The sequence below is a fragment of the Qipengyuania sp. GPGPB31 genome (assembly GCF_038396345.1).
Lineage (GTDB): Bacteria > Pseudomonadota > Alphaproteobacteria > Sphingomonadales > Sphingomonadaceae > Qipengyuania > Qipengyuania citrea.
Genome location: NZ_CP149572.1, coordinates 411387 through 435028, shown reverse-complemented (window position 1 = coordinate 435028; position 23642 = coordinate 411387). Strand labels below are relative to the sequence as shown.

Annotated in this window: 19 protein-coding genes and 1 pseudogene; 8 read left to right on the top strand and 12 right to left on the bottom strand. The window is 61.7% G+C overall.

Annotated features, from left to right (window positions below):
* Window positions 1–160 precede the first annotated feature (160 nt).
* The gene (locus WKH79_RS02345; RefSeq protein ID WP_050599976.1) at window positions 161–1207 is read right to left on the bottom strand and encodes a LacI family DNA-binding transcriptional regulator; all 1047 of its coding nucleotides are present in this window, start codon (window positions 1205–1207) and stop codon (window positions 161–163) included.
* A gap of 6 nt (window positions 1208–1213) precedes the next feature.
* A complete protein-coding gene (locus WKH79_RS02340) occupies window positions 1214–2548 on the bottom strand; it encodes an MFS transporter (RefSeq protein WP_063506432.1) in 1335 nt (444 codons plus the stop codon).
* Between the two features lie 162 nt (window positions 2549–2710).
* Here WKH79_RS02340 and WKH79_RS02335 point away from each other — a divergent pair, with 162 nt between their 5' ends.
* The 3 genes from WKH79_RS02335 to WKH79_RS02325 all read left to right on the top strand — a co-directional run bounded on the left by WKH79_RS02335 (window position 2711) and on the right by WKH79_RS02325 (window position 7267).
* On the top strand, window positions 2711–5188 hold the full coding sequence (locus WKH79_RS02335) for a TonB-dependent receptor (RefSeq protein ID WP_341859485.1): 2478 nt from the start codon (window positions 2711–2713) through the stop codon (window positions 5186–5188).
* A gap of 79 nt (window positions 5189–5267) precedes the next feature.
* Window positions 5268–6383, top strand: coding sequence for a glycoside hydrolase family 68 protein (locus WKH79_RS02330; RefSeq protein WP_341859484.1), 1116 nt, complete (start codon window positions 5268–5270; stop codon window positions 6381–6383).
* The gene (locus WKH79_RS02325) at window positions 6380–7267 is read left to right on the top strand and encodes an ROK family protein (RefSeq protein ID WP_341859483.1); all 888 of its coding nucleotides are present in this window, start codon (window positions 6380–6382) and stop codon (window positions 7265–7267) included. Before WKH79_RS02330 ends, WKH79_RS02325 begins: the two co-directional genes overlap by 4 nt.
* 38 nt (window positions 7268–7305) lie before the next feature.
* On the opposite strand, the gene WKH79_RS02320 is transcribed toward WKH79_RS02325, so the two are convergent.
* The 10 genes and pseudogenes from WKH79_RS02320 to WKH79_RS02275 form a co-directional block, all read right to left on the bottom strand.
* Entirely contained in the window at window positions 7306–7953 is a 648-nt protein-coding gene (locus tag WKH79_RS02320; protein ID WP_233996593.1) for an ankyrin repeat domain-containing protein, read from the bottom strand.
* An 82-nt stretch (window positions 7954–8035) separates the two neighbouring features.
* Window positions 8036–9715 (bottom strand): catalase, encoded by a 1680-nt coding sequence (locus tag WKH79_RS02315; RefSeq protein ID WP_156488974.1) that lies wholly within the window; start codon window positions 9713–9715, stop codon window positions 8036–8038.
* Between the two features lie 342 nt (window positions 9716–10057).
* On the bottom strand, window positions 10058–11347 hold the full coding sequence (locus tag WKH79_RS02310) for an O-acetylhomoserine aminocarboxypropyltransferase (protein ID WP_341859482.1): 1290 nt from the start codon (window positions 11345–11347) through the stop codon (window positions 10058–10060).
* Between the two features lie 121 nt (window positions 11348–11468).
* Entirely contained in the window at window positions 11469–12539 is a 1071-nt protein-coding gene (gene arsB, locus WKH79_RS02305) for an ACR3 family arsenite efflux transporter (protein ID WP_341859481.1), read from the bottom strand.
* Window positions 12536–13036, bottom strand: coding sequence for an arsenate reductase ArsC (locus WKH79_RS02300; RefSeq protein ID WP_341859480.1), 501 nt, complete (start codon window positions 13034–13036; stop codon window positions 12536–12538). The genes arsB and WKH79_RS02300 overlap by 4 nt, the downstream gene beginning before the upstream one ends.
* 8 nt (window positions 13037–13044) lie before the next feature.
* The gene (locus WKH79_RS02295) at window positions 13045–13515 is read right to left on the bottom strand and encodes an ArsI/CadI family heavy metal resistance metalloenzyme (protein WP_160767109.1); all 471 of its coding nucleotides are present in this window, start codon (window positions 13513–13515) and stop codon (window positions 13045–13047) included.
* Window positions 13512–13853: a metalloregulator ArsR/SmtB family transcription factor gene (locus WKH79_RS02290; RefSeq protein ID WP_063512438.1), complete on the bottom strand. Its 342-nt coding sequence runs from the start codon at window positions 13851–13853 to the stop codon at window positions 13512–13514. The genes WKH79_RS02295 and WKH79_RS02290 overlap by 4 nt, the downstream gene beginning before the upstream one ends.
* Window positions 13854–15050: 1197 nt before the next feature.
* Window positions 15051–15947, bottom strand: a pseudogene (locus WKH79_RS02285) (IS3 family transposase); the annotation flags it as partial.
* Window positions 15874–16161, bottom strand: a complete 288-nt coding sequence (locus tag WKH79_RS02280; protein ID WP_341859479.1) for a hypothetical protein — start codon at window positions 16159–16161, stop codon at window positions 15874–15876. The gene WKH79_RS02280 and the pseudogene WKH79_RS02285, both read right to left, overlap by 74 nt.
* Before the next feature lie 74 nt (window positions 16162–16235).
* On the bottom strand, window positions 16236–16529 hold the full coding sequence (locus WKH79_RS02275) for a hypothetical protein (RefSeq protein ID WP_341859478.1): 294 nt from the start codon (window positions 16527–16529) through the stop codon (window positions 16236–16238).
* Window positions 16530–17280: 751 nt separating this feature from the next.
* Here WKH79_RS02275 and WKH79_RS02270 point away from each other — a divergent pair.
* The 5 genes from WKH79_RS02270 (at window position 17281) to WKH79_RS02250 (ending at window position 23634) form a co-directional block, all read left to right on the top strand.
* On the top strand, window positions 17281–18588 hold the full coding sequence (locus tag WKH79_RS02270; protein ID WP_341859477.1) for a hypothetical protein: 1308 nt from the start codon (window positions 17281–17283) through the stop codon (window positions 18586–18588).
* A gap of 450 nt (window positions 18589–19038) precedes the next feature.
* Window positions 19039–20859 carry a class I SAM-dependent DNA methyltransferase gene (locus WKH79_RS02265; protein WP_341859476.1) on the top strand — a complete coding sequence of 607 codons (1821 nt, stop codon included), beginning with the start codon at window positions 19039–19041 and terminating at the stop codon, window positions 20857–20859.
* Window positions 20856–22196 (top strand): restriction endonuclease subunit S, encoded by a 1341-nt coding sequence (locus WKH79_RS02260; RefSeq protein ID WP_341859475.1) that lies wholly within the window; start codon window positions 20856–20858, stop codon window positions 22194–22196. Before WKH79_RS02265 ends, WKH79_RS02260 begins: the two co-directional genes overlap by 4 nt.
* Entirely contained in the window at window positions 22193–22552 is a 360-nt protein-coding gene (locus WKH79_RS02255; protein ID WP_341859474.1) for a hypothetical protein, read from the top strand. Before WKH79_RS02260 ends, WKH79_RS02255 begins: the two co-directional genes overlap by 4 nt.
* Window positions 22552–23634 (top strand): DUF4268 domain-containing protein, encoded by a 1083-nt coding sequence (locus WKH79_RS02250; RefSeq protein WP_341859473.1) that lies wholly within the window; start codon window positions 22552–22554, stop codon window positions 23632–23634. Before WKH79_RS02255 ends, WKH79_RS02250 begins: the two co-directional genes overlap by 1 nt.
* The last annotated feature ends 8 nt before the right edge of the window (window positions 23635–23642 follow it).

Below are 23642 nucleotides of genomic sequence, written 5' to 3'. Positions count from 1 at the left end.
GCCAACCCGCCCGGCGGATCCGGACGGCTGGCGCTGCTGATTGCATGTTCACCAGACTAACGGGACCCCCGCCCTGCCGTTCCTGTGTGACACGAGGAATGCCGCTCAGCGCGCCAGAGCGTGTGGGAAGCAGGACGGTGGCCGCAGGCGCGGCGTACGGTCAGGCGGTCTGCCGGCCGACAAGCTCGGGCGGAAGCACCACGCTCGCGGTGTTCTCGCCCCCCATCCGCCGCAGCAGGAGGTCGGCGAGGCGCGCGGCGCCCGCAGCGATATCCTGCCGGATGGTGGTCAGCGCCGGCCGGGTCTGCGAGGCAATGGGCAGATCGTCGAACCCGACGAGCTTCATCCCCCCGGGCACATCGATCCCGCGCTTCTGCAATTCGGTCATACAGGCAATCGCGAGCATGTCCGAGGCGGCGAAGATTCCATCGATACCCGCCATGTCGCTCGCCAGGTGTGCTGCAATCTCGTCGGCGGCGTGTTCGGGGCTGAGATGGGTCGGCAGCGCACGGATCGGGACGCCCTTGTCATCGGCAACAGACTTCGCCCCCGCGTAACGGGCGGCAAATTCGATAGGGTCGGTTGATCCCAGAAAGCCGATCGTGCTCGCCCCCGCGGCGATCAGGCGTTCGGCGGCCAGCCGCCCGCCGGCAAAATTGTCGGTCCCGACCGCGCAATGGCGCTGGCCTTCCTGATGGTTGCCCCACACCACCATGGGCAGGAAGCGCGCCGCGGCAGCTTCTATCCGCTCGAACTGGTCCGACTGGCCGATCACGATAACCCCGTCGACCATGCCCGATCCGACGAAGCGATCGAGCCAGTCCCCGTCGCGATCGGGGATGACCCGGCGCAGCATGAGGTCATAGCCGCGTTCGGTAAGCTCGTCCGCCAGATAGCCGAGCAGCGTCATGAAGAAAGCGTCCGAAATATGCTGCCGGCGGTCGTGTCCGAGCGGGATGGCGACGCCGATGACGCCGGTCTTCTGCCGTCGCAACCGGCTCGCCATCTGGTTGAGGCGAAAGCCATGTTCGCGCGCCAGCGCCTCGATCCGCTCGCGGGTCTTGGCGTTGACCAGGCTCTTGCCCGCAAGCGCGCGCGACACCGTACCGGGCGATACACCGGCAATCCTGGCGAGATCGGTGATCGTGCGCGCGCGCTCGGGCGGCGGCGCGAGCTCCTGCGCGGTTTCGTGCGTGGGTTCGGACATCGGGTTCTAGTTCGCCTCCGGCCGCAGGCTTTTGGGCACCGGGCGGCCCGCGTCAACGAACATTGTCGCGACCGCACCGACCAGCATCAGCACTCCGCCAAGCAGCAGCACATTGCGCGGATCGCTGCCGAGCAGCGGTTCGTAGAACAGCGGCATGGTCAGCGTCTGGATAAGCATCGGAATCACGATGAACATGTTGAAAATACCCATGTAAATGCCGTTGCGTTCGGGGGGGATGACATCGGCCAGCATGACGTAGGTGTTGCCCATCATGCCTGCCCAGCCGATGCCGATACCCAGCATCAGCACGAACAGCGCGGCGGGTGTCTCGACCCCGGGGATGAGCAGCATCGCCGCGCCCGACGCGGTCAGGCAGATGGCATGCACCAGCCGCGCGCCCAGTTTGCGCACGATCGGGATCAGCAGGAGCGCGCCGAGGAAGGCGATGAAATTGTAGAGCGCCCCGGCCTGCTGCGTCGTCAGCGTCGCGTCCCTGAATGCCGCGCTGGAGGGATCGGAGGTGTCGTAGATCGAACGGCCGACCGCGAAAGTGATGTACTGCCAATAGGCGAACATCGCATACCACTGGCACAGCATCGCCACCGACAGCTGCCGCATCGCCCTGGGCATGTCCTTGATCGCGCTGCCGATTTCACCAAGCGTCGCCTTGACGGTCATGGGCTTGCCGACAAGGTCCGCCTTTTCCTGCGCCGTCATCGGCAATTCGGGTACCCGCCAGACTGACCAGACAATAGTGCTTATCGAGAGGATCGCGCCGATGATGAAGGCAATCTTCACAATGACGGGAATGCCATTCGCATCGAGCACGTCCTTGGCAACGAAAGCGGTCAGCAGCGTCGGCGCAAGATAGGACAGGGTCTGCGCCAGGCCGGTAAAAGCGCTCTGGGTCAGGAAGCCGGTGGCGCGTTGATCGGGCACCAGCCGGTCGGCGACATAGGCGCGGTAGGGTTCCATCGTGATGTTGTTGCCGGCGTCGAGGATCCACAGCAGGCTGGCGGCCATCCACAGCGCGCTGGAATAGGGCATCAGGAACAGGCTGATCGAACAGATGATTGCGCCGATCAGGAAATAGGGCGTGCGCCGGCCCCAGCGCGACTGGGTGCGGTCGCTCATTGCCCCGATGATCGGTTGCACAAGCAGGCCGGTCATCGGTCCGGCGAGCCACAGCAGCGGCATCGTCGCCTCGTCCGCACCGAGGAAGCCGTAGATCGGCCCCATGTTCGCCTGCTGCAGACCGAAACTGAACTGCAAGCCGAAGAAGCCGACGTTCATCTCGATGATTCGTAGCAGCGAAAGCCGCGGTTTTCCTGTGACTTGCATATCCGGTACTCTCTCCCAGCCCCACCTGTAGCAGCGACGTCGAGCAATTTGGTGTCACAAACAACGCCCGATTGCAAACGTTTGCATTTTAGTATTGCAAACGTTTGCACCAGCGGTATGTCTAAGGGGCGAATCGAAAGAATTCCATCTGGGAGAGCAATGATGAAACTTCGCAACGTGCTTGCTGCCGGGGTCGCGCTGTCGGCGATATCCGCCCCCGCCTTCGCTCAGGAAGGCGCACCCGCTGCCGATGGCGACCCGGTCCTCGGCGACAATGTCATCTTCGTCACCGCGGTCGCACAGGGCCAGAACCGGCTGGAAAGCTCGGTCTCGGTCAGCGCGCTCGACGCGGAATCGATCGCCGATCTCAACCCCAGCTCTTCCGCCGATCTCATCCGCCAGATCCCCGGCATCCGTTCGGAAGCCTCGGGCGGCGAAGGCAATGCCAACATCGCGGTTCGCGGCATTCCGGTCTCGACCGGCGGCGCGCGCTATATCCAGCTGCAGGAAGACGGGCTCCCGGTCCTCGAATTCGGCGATATCGTGTTCGGCAATGCCGACAATTTCGTGCGCGCCGATCGCAATGTCGGCCGCGTCGAGGCGGTCCGCGGCGGCTCGGCCTCGACCTTTGCCTCGAACTCGCCGGGCGGGGTGATCAACTTCATCTCGAAGACCGGGCTCGAAGAAGGCGGCGCGGTTGCCGGCACGATCGGCATCGATCACGAAACCTACCGGCTCGACTTCGATTACGGCGGCGCGCTCGACGCAACCAGCTATTTCCATGTCGGCGGTTTCTACCGCACCGGCGAAGGCGTTCGCGACACCGGTTTCAACGGCAAGGAAGGCGGCCAGATCAAGGCCAACCTCACCACCGAATTCGACGGCGGCTACATCCGCGTACACGGCAAGTATCTCGACGACAGCACGCCGACGATCCTGCCGCAGCCGGTGGCCGTGACCGGGACCGACAGCGATCCGGAGTATACCGCGATCGCCAATTTCGACCCGCGCACCGCGTCGCTCTACAGCCGGTACATCTCGGCGGCGCGGACGCTCGATGGCGACAACAATCCGACGACTTACGACATCCACGACGGCCTGTCGGTCAAGAGCGCTGCATTCGGCGTCGAGGCGGAAGTCGAGTTCGCCCCCGGTTGGACGCTGACCAACCGCTTCCGCTACGCCGACAACAGCGGCAGCTTCGTTTCGCCCTTCCCCGCCAGCGTGGGCGATGCGCAGGCGATTGCCGATGGGATCGGCGGCGCCGGTTCGAGCATCGTTCTGGCCAGCGGCCCCGATGCGGGCCAGGCAGTCGCCAACCCGGCGACCCTGGGCGGCAATGGCCTGCTGACCAATGTCGTATTGTTCAACGTCCGCCTGAACGATCTCGACTACCTGGTAAACGATCTGCGGGTCGCCAAGGATTTCGATGTCGGCAGCGGCAGCGCGACCTTCACCGCGGGCTTCTATGGCAGCCGCCAGGACATCGACACCGACTGGCTGTGGACGTCCTATGTCCAGACGGTCGAAGGCGACGGCAATTCGGTGCTCGTCGATATCGTCGATGCCGGCGGCAACGTCGTCACCGATACGGGCGTGGCCGGTTACAGCGCCAGCTTCTTCGGCAATTGCTGCCGCCGCAATTACGATGTGCGCTACGACACCTATGCGCCCTTCGCCTCGCTGGCCTTCGATTTCGACCGCGTGACCTTCGACGCCAGCATCCGCTACGATTTCGGCAGCGCCAAGGGCACGATCACCGGCTCGGATACCGGTTTCGGTGCTGGCGTGACCGCATTCGACTTCGACAATGACGGGGTTATCAGCCCCGCCGAAGCGCAGACCGGCGTGCTCCCGCTCGGCAACGCCCGCCCGGTCGATTACGATTACGACTATTTCTCCTTCTCGGTCGGCGCCAGCTACCTGCTGACCTACGACCTGTCGCTGTTCGCCCGCTACAGCCAGGGTGGCCGCCATACGGCAGACCGCAGCCTGTTCTCCCCCGCGATCAGCGCGGTGGACGGCAGCCTGCCGGGCGACGACGACAACGGCGTGATTGCCTCGGTCGACCAGCTCGAAGGCGGGCTGAAATACCAGGGCGGCAATGTCGATCTCTACGCGACCGCCTTCTATGCCGAGACCGCCGAAACCAATGTCGAAATCGCCCCGCTGCGGCTGACCGACAACACTTATGAAGCCTTCGGCCTCGAACTGGAGGGAAGCTATTCGGTGGGTCCCTTCTCGCTGTCGGCCGGCGCCACCTGGACCGATGCGGAGATCAAGGAATCGCTCAACGCCGCGGTGATCGGCAACACGCCGCGTCGCCAGGCCGATCTCGTCTTCCAGGGGACCGCGCAGTACGAGAACGATGTCTTCACCGTCGGCCTCAACGCGATCGGCACCACGGACAGCTACACGCAGGACAACAACCAGCTGAAGCTGCCCGGCTATACGCAGGTCAATGCCTTCGTCGCCGTGCGTCCGATGGACCGGCTCGAGCTGTCGCTCAATGCCAGCAATCTGTTCGACGTCTACGGTTACACCGAAGCCGAAGAAGGTGCGATCCCGGGCAATGGCCTGGTCCGCGCCCGTTCGATTGCCGGACGCAGCATTCTCGCTTCCGCCCGTATCGACTTCTGACCCAGTGTCAGGACACCGGGCCGGCCGGGTCCCCTACCCCCGGTCGGCCCACCCTTTCCTCCCATCTGTGGACGCTGAGATGACAAGCGTATGGACACGCGAAGACGCCAGCAGGATCGACCCGCGTCCTGAGAACCGGATTTCCGAAATCACCCGGCCGCGCGGGAGCGACCTCCACCGCGACCGCGTCTATTGGGACATGTGGCCGATCCAGGACCGCGACGGGTGGATCGCCGATTGCCGCGGCCGGGAATTGTGGATGGCGCTGACTGCACCCGATCGGGGCGATCCCAGCCTGCGCCATTTCGAGGCCAAGATCCGCCTGCTCGAACGCAAGCCGGATGGCTGGACCGATCTCGGCGACGTGCTGCCCGATCGCGCAGTGCCTTACGAACGCGAATGGGCGGGTTCGGCCGTTACCGATGGCACGATCGTCAGCCTGTACTTCACCGCCGCAGGCACTGCCGAGAAGCCCGGCGGTTACCAGCAAGCGCTCTATGAAACGCATGCGCGGATGCGAGAGGACGGGCTGCCGGTCGACTGGTCGGTTCCGGCCCCGTCGGTGCCGGTGATCACCGATGACTACCAGCCTGCCGACGCGCACGAAGGCGAGGCCGGGAAGATCAAGGCGTTCCGCGACCCCGCCTATTTCCGCGACCCCGCCGATGGCCGCGAATATCTGGTCTTCACCGCCTCGCTCGCCAATGCGCAGAGCGAATTCAACGGCGCAGTGGGCATTGCCCGCAAGGATGGGGCGCAGTGGAACCTGTTGCCGCCGCTGGTCCACGCCGATGGCGTCAACAACGAGCTCGAGCGCGCGCATGTGGTGTTCCACGACGGGCGCTATCACCTGTTCTGGGTAACGCAGAGTTCGACCTTCGCCCCGGGTCTGCGGCATGCCCCCAACGGGATGTACGGCATGGTCGCAGACAGCCTGTTCGGCCCCTACCGCCCGCTGAACCATAGCGGCCTGGTGCTAGCCAATCCCAGCGACGAGCCGATGCAGAGCTATAGCTGGTTCGCCTCGCGCGAACTGATCGTGTCGAGCTTCGTCGATTTCTGGGGCATGGACGGGCGCGAATTGCCGCGCGACCATTCCCAGGTGGCCGACCGCTTCGGCGGCGTCCCCGCGCCGCTGCTGCAGTTGACGATCAAGCAGGACCGCTGCGAATTGTTGCAGACGATCGACGCATGACCGGCGCGCGGCCCCTGTTCGGCGGGATCGAGGCGGGCGGGACCAAGTTCGTCCTTGCAGTCGGCCATTCGCCTACCGAAATCCTCGCGCGCCACGCCCTCCCCACGCGCGCGCCCGAGGCCACGCTGCGCCAGACCGAAGCATGGTTTCGCGAACAGGGTCCGCTGGCCGCGCTCGGCATCGCCAGTTTCGGCCCGGCGGTGGTCGATCGGGCGGACGGCAGCTGGGGCCATATCGGGACCACGCCCAAGCCCGGCTGGTCGGGCTGCGACCTTGCCGGCCATTTCGCGCGCGCATTCGATGTTCCGGTCGGCTTCGACACCGATGTTAATGGCGCCGCTCTGGCGGAAAGCGCTTTCGGGGCCGGCCGCGAGCTGACCTCGCTCGCCTATGTCACCGTGGGCACCGGGATCGGCGGCGGGCTGGTTGTCGATGGCCGGGCTCTGCACGGCGCGGCGCATCCCGAAATGGGGCACCTGTTCCCGCGGCGGCATCCTGCAGACGACGATTTTGAAGGGATCTGTCCTGCGCATGGCGATTGCCTCGAAGGGCTCGCCTGCGGGCCGGCGATCCTGCAGCGCTGGGGGGCCTCGCTGTCCGACCTGCCCGACGACCACGAAGCGCACGCGGTCATTGCGTCCTATCTCGGCCAGCTGTGCCACGCGATCTTCGCCATGACCGCCGCCGAAATCGTCGTGCTGGGCGGCGGGGTAATGCATACCCCCGGCCTGCTGGAACGCACGCGTGAAGCGGCAGCGCGCCTCGATCGGGGTTACCTGCCCGGCGGGGCCCGCCACGCGATCGTGGCCCCCGCGCTCGGCCCCAATGCGGGAATTGCCGGGGCGATCCTGCTTGCGCAGGCGGCCCGGGCGGAAAACAGCTAGGCGCCCACCGCGCGCAGGCGGCGGGCGCCTTGACGCGCTTATTTCGCCTGCGGCGTTCCGACCATCGCGGCCACGGCCTCATTGCCCTGTGCCAGCGCGACCGAAGCCGCAGTGTTGCCCTGGAGATCGACCACCCCGGCATCCGCGCCCGCCGCCAGCAGCAGGTCGATCTGGCGTTCGCGGCCGAACATCGCCGCCATCATCAGCGCGGTCTGGCCCATCGCATTGGTCGCGTTGATATCGCAGCCGGTGGCGATCAGCTGGCTGGCGATCGCATCATGCCCGCGGAAGGCGACACCCATCAGCGCCGTATTGCCGCGTGCATCGCCGGGCTTGCAGGGATCCGCGCCGGCTTCGACCAGTGCCGAGACCATTTCGCCGTGACCGGCATAGGCCGCGAGGATCAGCGGGGTGAAGCCCTGCTCGTTCGTCGCGTCGAGATCGGCGCCCAGCTTGATGAGGCCGTCGACCAGATCGAGCCGGTTTAGCCGCGCGGCATCGAACAGCAGCGCCTGCGCGCGATCCGGTCCGGGAAGTTCGGCCGAAGCCGCGGTTGCGCCCTCTTCCGCAGGCTGGGGGTGTTCATGCCCGTGGGCATGGGCGTGCGCATGTTCCTGAGCTTGCAGCGGCATCGCCGCGCAGGCCAGCGCCGCCAGCGGCAGTAGCCGCGTCGTGAATGTCATCATGGGATTGGTCTTTCGTGGGGGGAAGGTGTGGCGGCACCGCGCCTGCCCGCAGAGGCTGGACGCGGTGCCGCGAAGTGTGGCGTCAGGGGCTCGGGAAGGTCTGCGGCGCCGCGGCGTTGAATTCGGCCACGGCCTGCATCACGTCCGGCATGGCCACATCGACCGCTCCGGCCAGCCGCGTGCCGTATTCGGGATCGGCCTGGTAGAAATAGCTCACCATGATCGTCCGCGTGCGGTCCGACACGACCTGGCCGAGGTCGCCCGACAGATTGGCGATGAGCTGCGCCTTGTCGGCTTCGGACAGCGACCGCCAGAAGATGCCGGGCTGCTCGAAATCGGGCGTCTTCTCGATCTGCTTCTGATCGACCATCGCCATGATCTCGTAGTTCGAATAGCGCGCCCGAGCCGGGGTCTGCTTGGGAGCCATCGCCGAGGGGAAGTAGTTGACGTGGCTTTCGCGGCCCGAACGGTTGAGCTGGCCGTTCTGGTTGTTGTTGAGCGGCCCGTCGCCGGCTTCGGCCACGCGCGGCGCGTTCACTTCGAGATCGAACAGGTTGGCACCCACCCGGTAGCGCTGCGTATCGGCATAGGAGAACAGCCGGCCCTGCAGCATGCGATCGGGCGAAGGCTCGATACCCGGGACCATGTTGCTCGGCGCGAAAGCCGATTGCTCGGTCCATTCGAAGAAGTTCTCCGGCACCTCGTCGAGCGTCATCTCGCCGATCTTCATCCACGGACGGTCGAGCCATTCCTTGGTGTCGTCGAACGGATTGTAGTCGAGCGACCCGATTTCGGCGACGGGGAGGACCTGCATCATCAGGTTCCAGCTCGGGTGGTCACCGCGCGAGATCGCGCCGTAGAGATCGTCGGTCAGGTAATTGAAGCCCGCTTCCTTGGCCTGCGCCGCGGTATAGTTCTTCACGCCCTGGTCGCTGATCCAGCGGAACTTGGCGAACACCTGCTCGCCCTCGTCGTTGACGAGGCGGAAGGCGTGCACGCCATTGCCGTCCATCTCACGGTATGACGCGGGCGTGCCGAGATTGGTGTAGAGATGCGTCAGCATGTTCGTCGCTTCGGGAACATGGCTGAAGAAATCGAAGAAGCGGTTGGGATCCTGCCGGTTGGTCACCGGGTCGGGCTTGAGTGAATGGACCATGTCGGGGAACTGCATGGCGTCGCGGATGAAGAACACCGGCAGGTTGTTGCCAACCAGGTCCCAATTGCCCTCGTCGGTGTAGAACTTGGTCGCGAAGCCATGCGGATCGCGCAGATATTCGGGGCTCAGATGGCCATGGATGACGCTGGAAAAGCGCACGAACACAGGCGTTTCCTTGCCCGGCTGGAACAGGCTGGCCATGCTGTAGTCCGAAATGTCGGCAGTGGCGCGGAACATGCCCTTGGCGCCCGTACCGCGGGCGTGGACCACGCGCTCCGGCACGCGCTCGCGGTCGAACCGCGCCAGCTTCTCGATCAGATGCGCGTCTTCGAGCAGCACCGGCCCCATGTCGCCGGCGGTCTTCGAATTGCGGTTGTCACCCACCGGCGCGCCATTGTCGCGGCGGTAGATCGGGGCCGCGCCCGTCGGCGTCTCGATCACGCTCATCGGGACGACTTCGACGCGCTCGGCGGTCTGCATGCGCGATGCGACCTGCGCCTCCTGCGGCGCGAGCTGCTGCGCGGCGGCGGCCGTGGCCAGCGACGAGATCCCCGCCAGCAGGGCGGTGCAACGTGCGAATGTAATGGAAGCAGTCTTGGCGGACATTCATTTTCCCTTTTACCCGCGGCGCACCAGCGCGCCGCTCGATTGAACTGTGTCGCGGGCTGGTGGCAGCAGAAGGGAAGAGAACGAAACGCGGAATATCGTTCACGACAATCGATATAATTGAATATGTTAGACGGGCACGCCATCAATCGCGCGCCAACGCGGGGCACGGCGGCCGCCATGACACCCGCGTCCCCGCGCGGCGAAATACGGATCACATGGCGCGCCCAGAGCATGCGGGGCGGGACCCGGCCTGGCCCCCCGCGCGGCGCCGATTCTCGCCGATGGCCCGCCGCCGGGAAGGAGCGCTCCCCCTCCCCGCCGCAGCGGCCGCGTGGTTCGTCAGAGGCTCTGCAGCGCCTTGTCCAGATCGGCGATGATATCGTCGACATGTTCGATGCCGACCGAGATGCGCACCACGTCCGGCTCCGCTCCCGCGGCGACCAGCTCGGCCTCGCCCAGCTGGCTGTGCGTGGTCGAGGCGGGATGGATGATCAGCGAGCGCGTATCGCCGATATTGGCGAGATGGCTGAACAACTCGACCTGCGAGACCAGCTTCACCCCGGCGTCGTAGCCACCTTTCAGTCCGAAGGTGAACACCGCCCCGCCCTTGCCGCCGAGATATTTGTCGGCGAGCGGCTTGTAGGCATTTGTCTCGAGCCCGGCATAGGACACCCATGCCACCTGCTCATGGTTCTCCAGCCATTCGGCCACGGCGAGCGCGTTGGCGCAGTGCCGTTCCATGCGCAGCGCGAGCGTTTCCATCCCGGTCAGCGCCAGCCATGCGTTCTGCGGGGCCATGGCCGGCCCCAGGTCACGCAGGCCAAGCACGCGGCAGGCCGTGATGAAGGCGATCGGCCCGATGGGCTCCAGCGCATCGACGAGCACGGCCCCGTGATAGGATCCGTTGGGCTGCGTCAGGCTGGGAAACTTGTCCCCTGCCGCCTTCCAGTCGAACTTGCCCGAATCCACGATCACCCCGCCGACCGCATTGCCGTGGCCGTTGAGGAACTTGGTCGTCGAATGCGTCACGATGTCCGCGCCGTGTTCGAACGGACGGCACAGCATCGGCGTGGCCATCGTGTTGTCGACGATCAGCGGGACGCCGTGATCATGCGCGACATCGGCAATCGCCGCGATGTCGGTGACCACGCCGCCCGGATTGGCGAGGCTCTCGACGAAGACGCAGCGCGTCTTGTCGTCCATCGCCGCGCGGACATTGGCGGGATCGTCGGCATCGACGAAACGCGTTTCCCAGCCAAACTTGCGGAATGCCTCGCCCATCTGGTTGAGCGAGCCGCCATAGAGCTTCTTCGCCGCGACGATGTTGCACCCCGGTTCCATCAGCGTGTGGAAGGCGACCAACTGCGCCGCATGGCCGCTGGCAACGCCCAGCGCGCCGACCCCGCCCTCCAGCGCCGCGATCTTCTTCTCGAGCGCATCGTTGGTGGGGTTCATGATCCGCGAATAGATGTTGCCGAACTGCTTGAGCGCAAACAGGTCCGCGGCATGCTCGGCGCTGTCGAAGACGTAGCTGGCCGTCTGGTAGATCGGCGTGATCCGCGCATTGGTCGCGGGGTCGGGCTCGCACCCGGCATGCACGGTGAGCGATTCGAGTTTCAGATCTGTCATGGGGCATCCTGTCCGGTGGAATTGCCCCGAAGGGAGCAGCTAAGCCCGCCCGCCGTCAACCGCATTCTCGCGCGCGGCGGGCTTGCATTCCGCCGAGGTAAGCACCCGGCCTGCTTTTGAATCACCCGGGCGCGAAGCTGCGCCGCGACCGGTTTGCAATCGCCACCAAGGACAGCATTACCGGAACCTCGACCAGAACACCCACGACCGTTGCCAGTGCGGCACCGCTTCCAAGTCCGAAAAGCCCGATAGCCACGGCCACGGCGAGTTCGAAGAAATTCGAAGTGCCGATCAGCGCACACGGGGCGGCTACCGCGTGCGGCACCTTCCACGCCTTGGCCCAGCCGTATGCGATCAGAAAAATCCCGTAGCTCTGAACAATGATCGGCGCCGCGATCAGCGCGATCAGCAGGGGCCGTGCCACGATCGTTTCCGCCTGGAAGCCGAAGAGCAACAGCACCGTCAGCAGAAGCCCGATGATCGACAGCGGCTTCATGCGTCCCGTAAATTCTGTGACCGCCGCTTCATCGCCGCCATGCGCCGCAAGCAAACGATGGCGGACGATGGCTCCTCCCCCCAGTGGCACGACCACATAGAGGGCGACCGAGAGCAGCAAGGTCTCCCACGGCACCGCGATGTCGGTCACCCCGAGCAGCAGTGCGACGATCGGCGCGAAGGCCACGATCATGATCAGGTCGTTCGCTGCAACCTGGACCAGCGTATAGGCCGGATCGCCCTTGGTGAGCTGCGACCAGACGAAGACCATCGCCGTGCAGGGCGCAGCCCCCAGCAGAATGAGACCTGCGATATATTGCTGGGCATCGGCGGGGGCGATCAGGTCGGCAAAGACCACTTCGAAGAACAGCACGCCGAGCGCTGCCATGGTGAACGGCTTGATAAGCCAGTTGACTGTCAGGGTGATGATCAGGCCTTTCGGCTTGTCACCGATCCGGCGCACCGCACTGAAATCGACTGCGACCATCATCGGGAAGATCATCGCCCAGATGAGCACGGCAACGACGAGATTGACCGAGGCATATTCGAAAGCCGCGAGGGCGGCGAACGCATCCGGCGCGAGGTTGCCAAGACCAATCCCGCCGAGGATCGCCCCGCCAACCCAGACCGAGAGCCATTTCTCGAACAGGCCCAGTCCTGCCGCGCCGGCATCGATGTCGGAAGTGACTGTGCTCATTTATCGTCCGCCTCGTAGCCGATGGCCTGCAACTGGTCCCGCAAGGCGATTTGATCCAAGCTGGCGATAGGCAGCGCCAGCATCAGGTCGATGCGCCGCTTGAGCATCCGGAAAGCATCGAGGAAGGCAGCCGCCTTTTCCGCATCGCTTCCCTCGACCGCTGCCGGGTCGGGAATACCCCAATGCGCCGAGGTCGGACGCCCCGGCCAGACCGGGCAGCTCTCGGCCGCCGCACTGTCGCAAACGGTGAAGATCAGGTCGAACTCGGGGCCTTCGGCAAACTCCGTCCAGTTCTTGGAGGAATAGCCCCCGGCGGGATAACCCAGCCTATCGAGCGTGTGAAATGCCCAGGGGTTGACCTCACCGGTGGGATTGCTCCCGGCACTGTAGGCTTTGAAGCGGCCTGCACCGTCATGGTTGAGGATTGCCTCGCCCAGGATCGAGCGTGCAGAATTGCCGGTGCACAGGAACAGCACGTTCAGCGGTCGGCCTGACATGGATGACCTCAACAGCAGGAATTCTTGGGGGACGCCATCTGCGGCGCGCAGCAGGCGCTCGATGCGGCGTTGGCGGAAGCGAGCTGGCCGAGGTCGGGACTGCCGCCATAGGTCGTGCTCTCGCCATCGGTCATGAAGGCTTCCCACACCACGCCGTCGGGATCGGCAATCCAGCTCTTTTCCGACTGCGCATAGCAGCACGTCGTCGCGCCTTCTTCTAAAACGGGACGGTCGGCAGCCTTCAGACGGCCGTAGACCTCTTCGAGTTCGGCCTTGTCCTCGACCTGCAAGCCGACATGCTCGACGCCCTTGGTTGCATCCTCGCGCATCGAGATAGCGAAGTTTATGCGGGGATCTTCAAGCATCCACTTGGCGTAGTCGCCCTTCACCACGGAAGGCCGGGCACCGAAAAGGCTTGAATAGAAGGCTACGGACCTATCGATGTCGGTTACGCCGACATGCACATGAAAACGTTTCATCGGGCGCTCTCTCTTTCGGGTATTGAAGCGAAGGCAGGGTCTTCCGAACACGACATGCCGCCACAGCAATTTTCGGTGAGATAGCCCATCAGGCCGTTCATCGCGGCATAGTCGGCCGAATAGATGATCGACCGGCTTTCGCGCCGCTGCGTGACCAGTCCTGCATTGGCGAGCTGCGCCAGGTGGAAGCTCATCGAGGATGCAGGGACGTCGAGTTTTTCAGCCAGCACCCCGGCAGCAACGCCCTGTTCGCCTGCCTGCACGAGCAATCGGAATGCTGCGAGGCGGTGCTCCTGCGCCAGCGCGGAAAGTGCGCGGATGACCCGATCGGCTTGCATCTTTTTCTCCAACGATTCGATAAATATCGAAATATGGAATTGCGGGGTGCCGGTCAAGGCTGCATTGGCCTGCTTGCAATCGAAATTCCGAAACGGATCGTCGCCAAATTTGCGATAGCGCACCAGTTCTATGTTGCGGCCCATCTGCTTGACGGCATGTTCGTCATACTTTGTGAAATCGGCAGCGATGCAGATGAGGCGCGGCGCTCTCCACTCGATCGCTTCAGCGGCTTGCTTGCCATAACGATCTCGCACGAGGATCTCGAAATCGCCGCGGTGGTCCATCAACCAGTCAAGATAGAAGAGGCCCTGGTTGATGACATTCTCGGAGCGGTCGCGCTTATATTCGATGATGACGGGATAGCCATTTTCGTCGATCCCAAGCGTATCCATACGCCCGCCATGTGAGGTGGCGTATTCGCTGGCGAGGAAGCGCACGCCAAGCAGGGTATCGAGGTTCGTCTCGAACTGCGTCTGAAGCGCTTTCTCCAGCGGCGCTGAGGAGCTCTCCAGCTCGCACATGGAACCGTTCTGGTTCTGGAAAAGCTTAAGGTCACTCACTATAAAAAACCGCCAATTTTGCTATCGATTCAGAAAGTTGCTTCTAGCGCATACGAGATGAGCTCGGAAGCTAGACAGCTCTTCCGCGCAAAGAAAGGAGACTTATGCGACGGGTTGGTCTTTTTGGTTTCTTGATCGCGGCGCCTGGGCTCGCCGAAGAATTGCCGCAACCTCTAGAAGCCTATACATTATTGTGTGAGGGAAATTCTGCACGGGGCTATTCATGGAAGGATGGAGCCTGGGTCGAAGACACTTTTGAACCCAGACGGTGGATAGTGACAAAAAGCCCAGAAAACCAATGCACCACGAATGAAGCAGAATTCGGGCTTACCGGCGCGCAAGGAGAATACCTTCAGACGATTTGCCTAAACGTCCGTATCGAAGGCACTGAATATAACCCTGTCCAATTTCCCGGATCTGGTCACTGCCTTGAGGGATATTTCGCGAATCCCAAAGGGGGCTGGACAATCACATTTAGCTGCGATCAGCCGGCATGGCATTTCTCTGGAGAGGTTGATGGCAGGTATCAGCACCTTGCACCGGCCCGATACGTCTCATTCAGCGAGAAGGCGTCAAAGGACGGTGCGCAAGTGGAAATCGGATATGACGTGACCCCCAGCTTTCCCCCAGCTGGGATTAGAGCCTAGCCGCGTTGTTGCGCATGAGCGCGGTTGAAGCAATGGGCTGCGTAGCGGAGCCCGAAGGGCGTAGCGAAGCAGGCCATTGCTTATCCAGTTCGGCGGCGAACGCCGCCGGTGTTGCGTAGCCAAGGGATGAGTGTGGTCGCTCCCGATTGTAGTCATCCACCCAGGCCGCGATCTCGACACGGGCATGGGCCATGCTCAGGAACAGCGTCTCGTTGAGTAGCTCGTCGCGCATGCGACCGTTGAAGCTCTCGACATAGCCGTTCTGCATCGGCCTGCCTGGGGCGATGTAATGCCACTCCACGCCGATCTCACCACACCATGCCAGCACGGCATTGCTCGTGAGCTCTGTCCCATTGTCGCTGACGATCATGCCCGGCTTGCCCCGCTGTGCGATCAGCTCGGTCAGTTCACGCACCACGCGGCGACCGGAGATCGAGGTGTCCGGCACCGCTGCCAGGCACTCCCTGGTCACATCATCGACCACGTTGAGCACCCGGAACCGCCTGCCTGACGCCATCTGGTCGTGCACAAAGTCGAGGCTCCAGCGCTGGTTCGGCAGCGCCAGCACCGGAGCTGGTGCCCTCGTGCCAACAGCACGCCTGCGGCTTCGTCGTCGCCTGACCGCCAGCCCTTCCTCCTTGTAGAGCCTCTGGGTCTTCTTCCGGTTGATCATGATCCCCTCCCGACGCAGCAGGATATGTAGACGCCGATAGCCGAACCGCCGACGCTGGTTGGCCAGCTCGCGCAGCTTCTCGCGCAACTCGGCATCGTCGTCCCGCGTGGAACGGTAACGCACGCTCTTGCGATCGGCATCAATGACACTGCACGCCCGCCGTTCGCTCATCCCGTGGCACGCCTGGAGATGAGCGACAGCTTGCCATCGCGCGCGTGCTGTCCTGTAGCATCGCATCGAGAAACTCACGGACGTCCGGCGCGCTCAGTTCGTTGAGCAGCAGATGTCCTATCTTCGGCTCGATGTGGTTTTTCACGTGGCCGCGATAGGAATGAAGCGTAGCGCGTTCGAGCTGTTCGAGTTCGCAGCGGCGCATCCAGATCTCGGCTGCTTCGCTGATAGTGCAATTATTCGGGACCTTGGCCATTTGTCGTCCTATAACAGTGGTTTAGATACACCATTATACGACACACGGAGTTGTATGTCGGGCAGGACTTTCGCCTATTCGGCGGGTTTCTTGGCCTGTTTCTCGTGATGCTCAGCGATGATCTTCTGCACCATCGGCGTGACGCTCTGAAAGTTGCGCTTGAGGAATAGCTTCTTCTCGGCCGCGCTTGCTCGGGTCCAGTGATATGTAATCTGGTCAGCGCGTGATGGAGCTGTTCTACGCTTGCGATACCCCATGATCAGAGCCGCCGCGTAGATACTGAGTTCGCCAGCCTCGATCTGCTCCAGGAGATCGTTGCGCCCATCTTGCTTGAGACGCCGAAGGTAGTCTTCGTTATTCCCTGCCATCCGAGGCAGGTAGACACGTCTACATAGGTCGTCAACGCAAGAAGGCGCATCACCTATGCCGCTCTTGTATGACCCCCCCCCGCTTTCGACGAGTGGAGACGTAAAAGCGCTTACACAATCTGCCACAGCGTGCGATAATCGAACGAAGGCATTGGAAGCCTAGTCGCTCGAGTTCGAACCGAGCCGTCGGCTTCTCTAGGTGGAGATATCCCTCGCTCGGCTTTGCGCCGATGGTTGAATGGGAAGCCGGTTTCGATCGACTTGCTTGCATCACTCACGTCCGCTTCCCAGCGAGCGAAAACCTTCCGGTTTCTGGGAAACCGGAAGTCCTAGAAGCCGCGGACCTTCTCCATCCGGAGGGCGCCGATCGCCGAAGGTTCGTTGAATCCATGCCCTTGCATCGCAACGAGGTCCGACGAAGACGTTGTTATTCGAAGCCGCAGCTCTTGAGAAAAGGTAAGCCGCCAACGTGCGGCGATGAGCCTTTCCTTTCTGCGGCGTGAAGCAGTGGCGCTTTCTAGCTTGCTGATCCCTACTCGGTCATTTTTGACAGTCTATCGCAAGCGCATGGATTCAGCAGATCAAGGCGCCGCTGATCGATTGCGCCCATCGCCTTTAACAGTAGTTCGGTAGTCATCAGGCCAAGCGGGTTCTGCGTATTTTCGACCGGGTCTCGTCGGTGCTCAGTGATGTCGGAGTGACTAAACGTCTCGTTCAGGCAGTAGGCAGGACATCAAACTATCTTTGCACCATGAGAAACATCTTCACACTCGCCGCACTTGCTCTGGTCGCGACGGCTGCGGGGGCTACAGCTATTCCTCCGGCCGCTAAGTGGGAAATTGGACCGGTCATCCGCGGTGAGAACTACTCAGTAGGCATGCCACTGAGACCGCAGCCGACGAGAAATGGATGGGCCTTCGACTTTCCTTACAGCACTAAAGAAGCTGGACACGTTCACTACATCACGTTCGATCCGGGTTCGCTTGCAGAAGCTTCGCGCATAAAGGTTCGCTACCGCGTCGACGCCGATCCTGGCACGCATTTTGTCCCACAGGAGCATCCTCATCTGCCTGGCACGGTTTCGCTGTTCTTTCAGCGCCGCGGAGACAATTGGAGCGCGAAAGGGCGTTATGCGCTCTTTCGCTGGTATGCGCCCATTCACACTGTCCAGGAGATTGCGCCGGGCGTGCATGAAATGACGGTTGAGTTTGACGATCCCCGGTGGGGCTCGGTGGTTGGCGGCACGAAGTCAGGCAATAGCCCCAGGCCCTTCCAAGTCGCGCTTGCCAATACCTATACTTCTACCAGCATGTCTTGTTTCTCTCCGCGGTCGAAGGAAATGTCACTTTGTGGCAATGCGATCTCGCGACCGAAGGGCCGAGTGGTGAAGGTGGCTCGACGTATCTCCGCCCTTGCTAAACTCCGATTCAGAGATAGAAGGAGTTGGAAATGGGGGCTCATTCAAATGAAGCAAATAGGCGCTGCGCTGGCTGTATGCGGTTTGATTTATATTCTTTTCGCATTCAACATGGATGTGAGCGTAAGAACAGATAGCCATTACATTGCCGGGGTGGGTTTCGTCGGTGGTCACGAGGTTGCAAACCTCGAATTAATGAACCGGCGGCAAAACCATCTTATAGTTGCCGCTCTCATTACCTTCTGTGGCGTTCTTCTGGGCGTTTTCGGGAAGCACGTATCTCGCGATGACACAGAGCCGCTTTCACACGATAAGCGCAACTTCGATGAGGAACGGAATCTGCAGTCAGACAAGTATCGCCTATGGCTCGTCGATCGCTACGGTATCACGCGAAATGAAGTCTTCGAATGCTTCGTTTTCAACGATCAGACCTATGATAGTCTTGAAGAAGCTTTGCGAAGTGCTCATGATAGAGAAGTCAAGCGTTTCCAGCGCAATAACGCTATCCACCAAGAACAGCTGTCCATGGAGAAAAACTTTCTCGAAAGCTCAGACATCGTAGACGACGCGGCGACTCCACGCCTGGTTGCAGTTGCTGCACTGGTTTTCATAGCGATTGTTGGAGTTGTGTTCAGCGCCTGATCGAATATTCGCACTAGTTGATATACGTCGCTTGCGAGTTGGGCATGCGCTCTTCTTGGAGAAGCAGACAAAACGCTACCGATTGCTTCATTGGCTTTGCTCATCGCAGACGCCGTAGCTTCAATCCAGTGCAAGTGAGTTGAACTGAGGGGAGGTGCAGCGAGAATATTCCGCATCCATGGTGGCGCGATCGGCTTGAAGAACGAGGCGCTGCGGGGTCTGCCAGCGCCCGCTGGAGTTCGACCCGGCCGGCCTCGCGGTCTTCAACAAGGGCGGCTGGTCGCTTAAGGACTAGCAGCGTATTACTGAATCGAGCTTGTCGTGTTTTGGTGTTCCATTTCACGACAAGCTTTTCTTCGTCGCTGCTCCCAGTATCGCGGTGGTCCACATGGAATACTGCCTTGCCGATGACTTCGCGGTGCGGCACTAACCCCTGCAAAGGGGAAAGCAGTGAATCATCAATCGCTTTCGGCGTTTATCTGGTCGGTCGCGGACCTACTGCGCGGCGACTACAAGCAATCTGAATACGGGCGCGTCATCCTGCCCTTCACGGTGCTTCGGCGCCTCGACTGCGTGCTCGCTCCCACCAAGGAAGCTGTGCTCGAAGTGGCTGGCAAGGGCCACCCCGACCCAATGCTGTTGCGCGCATCGCAGACCACCTTCTTCAACCGCAGCCCGCTCGATCTCGTGAAGCTCGTCGGCGATCAGGACAACATCGCCACCAACCTTCTGAGCTATATCCAGGGATTCTCGCCGGAGGTCCGCGACATCTTCGAGCAGTTCGAGTTCGCCGCGCAGATCGACAGGCTCGCCAAGAACGGCCTGCTTTATCAGGTTACCGAGCGGTTCGCCGGCATCGACCTCCACCCCAGCACCGTCGATAACAACCAGATGGGGCTCGTCTTCGAGGAACTGATCAGGCGCTTCGCGGAAATCTCTAACGAGACGGCTGGTGAGCACTTCACCCCGCGCGAAGTCATCCGGCTTATGGTCAACCTGATCTTCGTTGAAGATGACGACGTGCTGTCTAAGCCCAGCGTCGTGCGCACAATCTATGACCCAACGGCGGGCACCGGCGGTATGCTCTCGATTGCGGGGGAATACCTCCACGAGCACAACCCGCAGGCGCATCTCACCATGTCGGGGCAGGAACTGAACCCGGAATCCTACGCGATCTGCAAGGCCGACATGCTCATCAAGGGTCAGGACATCACCAAGATCGTGCAGGGCAATACGCTCTCCGATGACGGTCATCCCGGCCAGACCTTCGACTACATGCTCTCCAACCCACCCTTCGGCGTGGAATGGAAGAAAGTGCAGAAGGAGGTGAAGGACGAACACCAGCGGCTGGGCCATGCCGGTCGCTTCGGCCCCGGCCTGCCGCGAGTTTCAGATGGCTCGCTGCTGTTCCTCATGCACTTGCTGTCGAAGATGCGTCCCAAGGCAGAAGGCGGCTGCCGGTTCGGCATCGTGCTCAACGGCTCTCCGCTGTTCACCGGCGCGGCTGGTAGCGGGGAGAGCGAGATCAGGCGCTACGTGCTGGAGAATGACCTGGTCGAGGCCATCATCGCGCTGCCGACTGACATGTTCTACAACACTGGCATAGCCACCTATGTCTGGGTCCTGTCGAACAAGAAGCCAGCAGAACGTCAAGGCAAGGTGCAGCTGATTGACGCCAGCAGCTTCTGGCAGCGCATGCGCAAATCGCTTGGCAGCAAACGCAAGCAGATGAGCGACGACCAGATTGCCGAGGTGACACAGCTGTTCGGCGCGTTTGTCGAGGCAGAACTGGCAACAGTGCTGGACGCGGAGGGCAAAGAGGCCATTCGGCAGATCGTGCGAGAGGGTGAAGCTGGCCCCACCGCGCCGGACGGCGGCAAGGTGAAGCTGGCACCGCTTTCACGCATCTTCGACAACACAAGCTTCGGCTACCAAACCATCACGGTCGAGCGACCGGAGCTCGACGCGCAAGGCAAGGCGGTGCTCGGACAGCGCGGCAAAGCAAAGGGCAAGGTGCAGGCCGACAGTTCATTGCGCGACACCGAGAATGTTCCGCTGACCGAGGACGTTGACGCCTATTTCGAGCGCGAGGTGAAGCCGCACGCATCCGATGCATGGATCGACAAGGCTAAGACCAAGGTCGGCTACGAAATCCCGTTCAATCGGCATTTCTATGTATTCGAGCCGCCGCGCCCGCTGGACAAGATCGACGCGGAGCTGGCTGAAGTATCTGATCGTATTCGCGCATTGCTGAAGGATATGGCTGCGTGAGCCTTTCAGCCTACAGCGAATACAAGCCAAGCGATGCGGCATGGCTCGGCGACATACCGAAACACTGGTCACTTGAGCCTCTTCGAGGCCAATTCGAGGAGCTGAAAGACAAAAACGTCGGCGCGCTCGACCAGAATTACCTGTCTCTCGTGGCTGGGCGCGGAGTGATGCCCTACGCCGAGAAAGGTGAGATGGGCAACAAGAAGCCCGATGACCTCGAAAAATGCAAACTGGTGAAAGCTGGAAACTTCGTCATCAACAGCATGAACTTCGGGATAGGTGCCTTCGGCGTTTCAACGCACGACGGCGTTTGCAGCCCCGTATACGTAGTGCTTGAGCCGTCCGAGCCGCGAAGCCTCCGCTACTTGCGTTGGATATTCGACAACCCCGGTTTTCGCGAAGTAGCGCAGTCGTTTGGGAACGGGATCTTGGCCCATCGCGCTGCTATTGGCTGGGATGACCTGAAGCTCATGAAAATTGGCGTCCCTCCAATCGAAGAACAGGAAGCCATCGCCGCCTTCCTCGACCGTGAGACGGCGAAGATCGATGCGCTGGTGGCGGAGCAGGAGCTGCTGATCGCGCTGCTGAAGGAGAAGCGGCAGGCGGTCATCTCGCACGCTGTCACCAAGGGTCTCGACCCCGGCGCCCCCATGAAAGACAGCGGCATCGAATGGCTTGGCGACATCCCTGCCCATTGGGAACTTTCACGACTGAAGTTTGTGACAAAGTTCATTACCAGCGGTTCGCGAGGCTGGGGCGATTATTACGCTGACGAGGGGCCGTTGTTCATCCGCATTGGCAACCTCACACGAGACTCAATTCAGCTCGACATGACGGATGAGCAGCGGGTCGCTATCCCTGAAAACACTGAAGGTTCTCGTGCCCGCCTTTTACCCGGCGATTTATTGTTTTCCATCACCGCATATTTGGGGTCAGTCGCTGTGGTGCCGCCTACAATTGAAGAGGCATATATCAGCCAGCACGTTGCACTTTGCAGGCTCGTGGCAGATTCCCCGATTTCAGAATGGTTGGGTCATGTTGCCCTCTCAATCATTGGGCGCACACATTTCGACCTTCGAGCATACGGCGGAACAAAGGTGCAATTAAGCCTCGCCGATGTAGCAGAAATGCCGATCCTCATTCCCCCAGTCGAAGAACAGAAATCAATCCTCGCTGAATTGGCAGCGCAAGTGGCGACCTTCCGTGAACTCGAAGAGCAAGCCCAAGCAGCTATCTCGCTACTGCAAGAACGTCGCGCCGCGCTGATCTCCGCCGCCGTCACCGGCAAGATCGACGTGCGCGGGCTGGTCGAGCAACACGAAATGGAGGCCGCATGAGCGACGTAGAGACCTCGACCAGCCGTGATGAAACGCAGGGTAAAGGTAGCAAGGCCAAATGGTGGCTGATCGGCACAGGAGCGTTTCTGGCGCTGTTCTACGCCTTCTGCGGCTTCTACACCGTGCAGCCCATCGGCGCGCTCCCAGACGGTGCCACGGCCATCGTGTGGCGTGAAAGCGGTGAGCCCTTCTTCAACTCGGCCGACGCGCTCTGCCTCGAACGCACAGGCGGCGTGTCATTGATGTGCCGCGGGATGGCCATGGGACAGGCTCCGACCGAGCGCATCATCCTGCGCCTGCCTTACCTGCACTTCGCCTACACCATGAGCACCGGCGGGAAGGAGTTCGACAGGTAATGGCGATCTATGCCCTGACTGAAAAAGAGCTCGTCCCCGTCTCCGCAACAAGTTTCACCGCGGAGAACATCCACGAGCGCAAACACATCCAGCAGCTGATCAAAGCGAACATCACCGTGCTGGACGCGAGCCTGATGGTGATTGCCGAAGAATTCGGCGACTGGATCGACAGTTCGCGCAGGATCGACCTGCTGTGCATAGACAGTGATGCCAATCTGGTGGTGGTCGAACTCAAGCGCACCGAAGATGGCGGGCACATGGAGCTTCAGGCGCTGCGCTATGCGGCGATGATCTCAGCCATGACCTTCGAGCAGTTAGTGGAAACCCACGCGCGCTTCATCAATCCCGCACAACCGGATCACGATGATGCACAGGCTGCGATCCTGAAGTTCCTCGGATGGGACGGCCCCGATGAAGATCAGTTCGGCCAAGACACACGCATCATCCTGGCGTCTGCAAATTTCAGCAAGGAACTGACCACAGCTGTCCTGTGGCTCCGGGACCGCGACATCGACATCCGGTGCGTGCGGCTTCAGCCATACCGGCTTGCCGACGGCACCGTTCTAGTTGACGCCCAGCAGATCATTCCTCTCCCGGAAACGGCCAGCTACCAAACACAGATCGGCGTCAAGCGGCAGGCTGAACGCAAGCAGCGCATCGTTCGCCACGATGAGCGGCTGGAATTTTGGCAACAGCTGCTCGAACTCGCCGCTCAACACACCGATCTGCATGCTGGACGCAGCCCATCGAAAGACAACTGGCTTGGCGGATCAACCGGACATCGAGGTATCCATCTCGACTACAAAATACGGCTGCAAGACTCCGCCGTGCAGCTTTGCATCGACGACAATCCGCAAGCATACGAAGCATTGGCAGCGGATCGTGAACGGATCGAAAGCGACTTCGGTGCTCCCTTAATTTGGGATCGCAAGGCCAATCGAAAAAGCACCTTTATCCTACTCATACTCGACGGAGGTTATCGCTCTGATCGAGAACGATGGCCGGAAATCCAACAGAGCCTGGTGGATGCCATGGTGCGGTTAGAAAACGCCATCAAGCCGCGACTGGGAAACTTGCGGTAGGAAGGAAG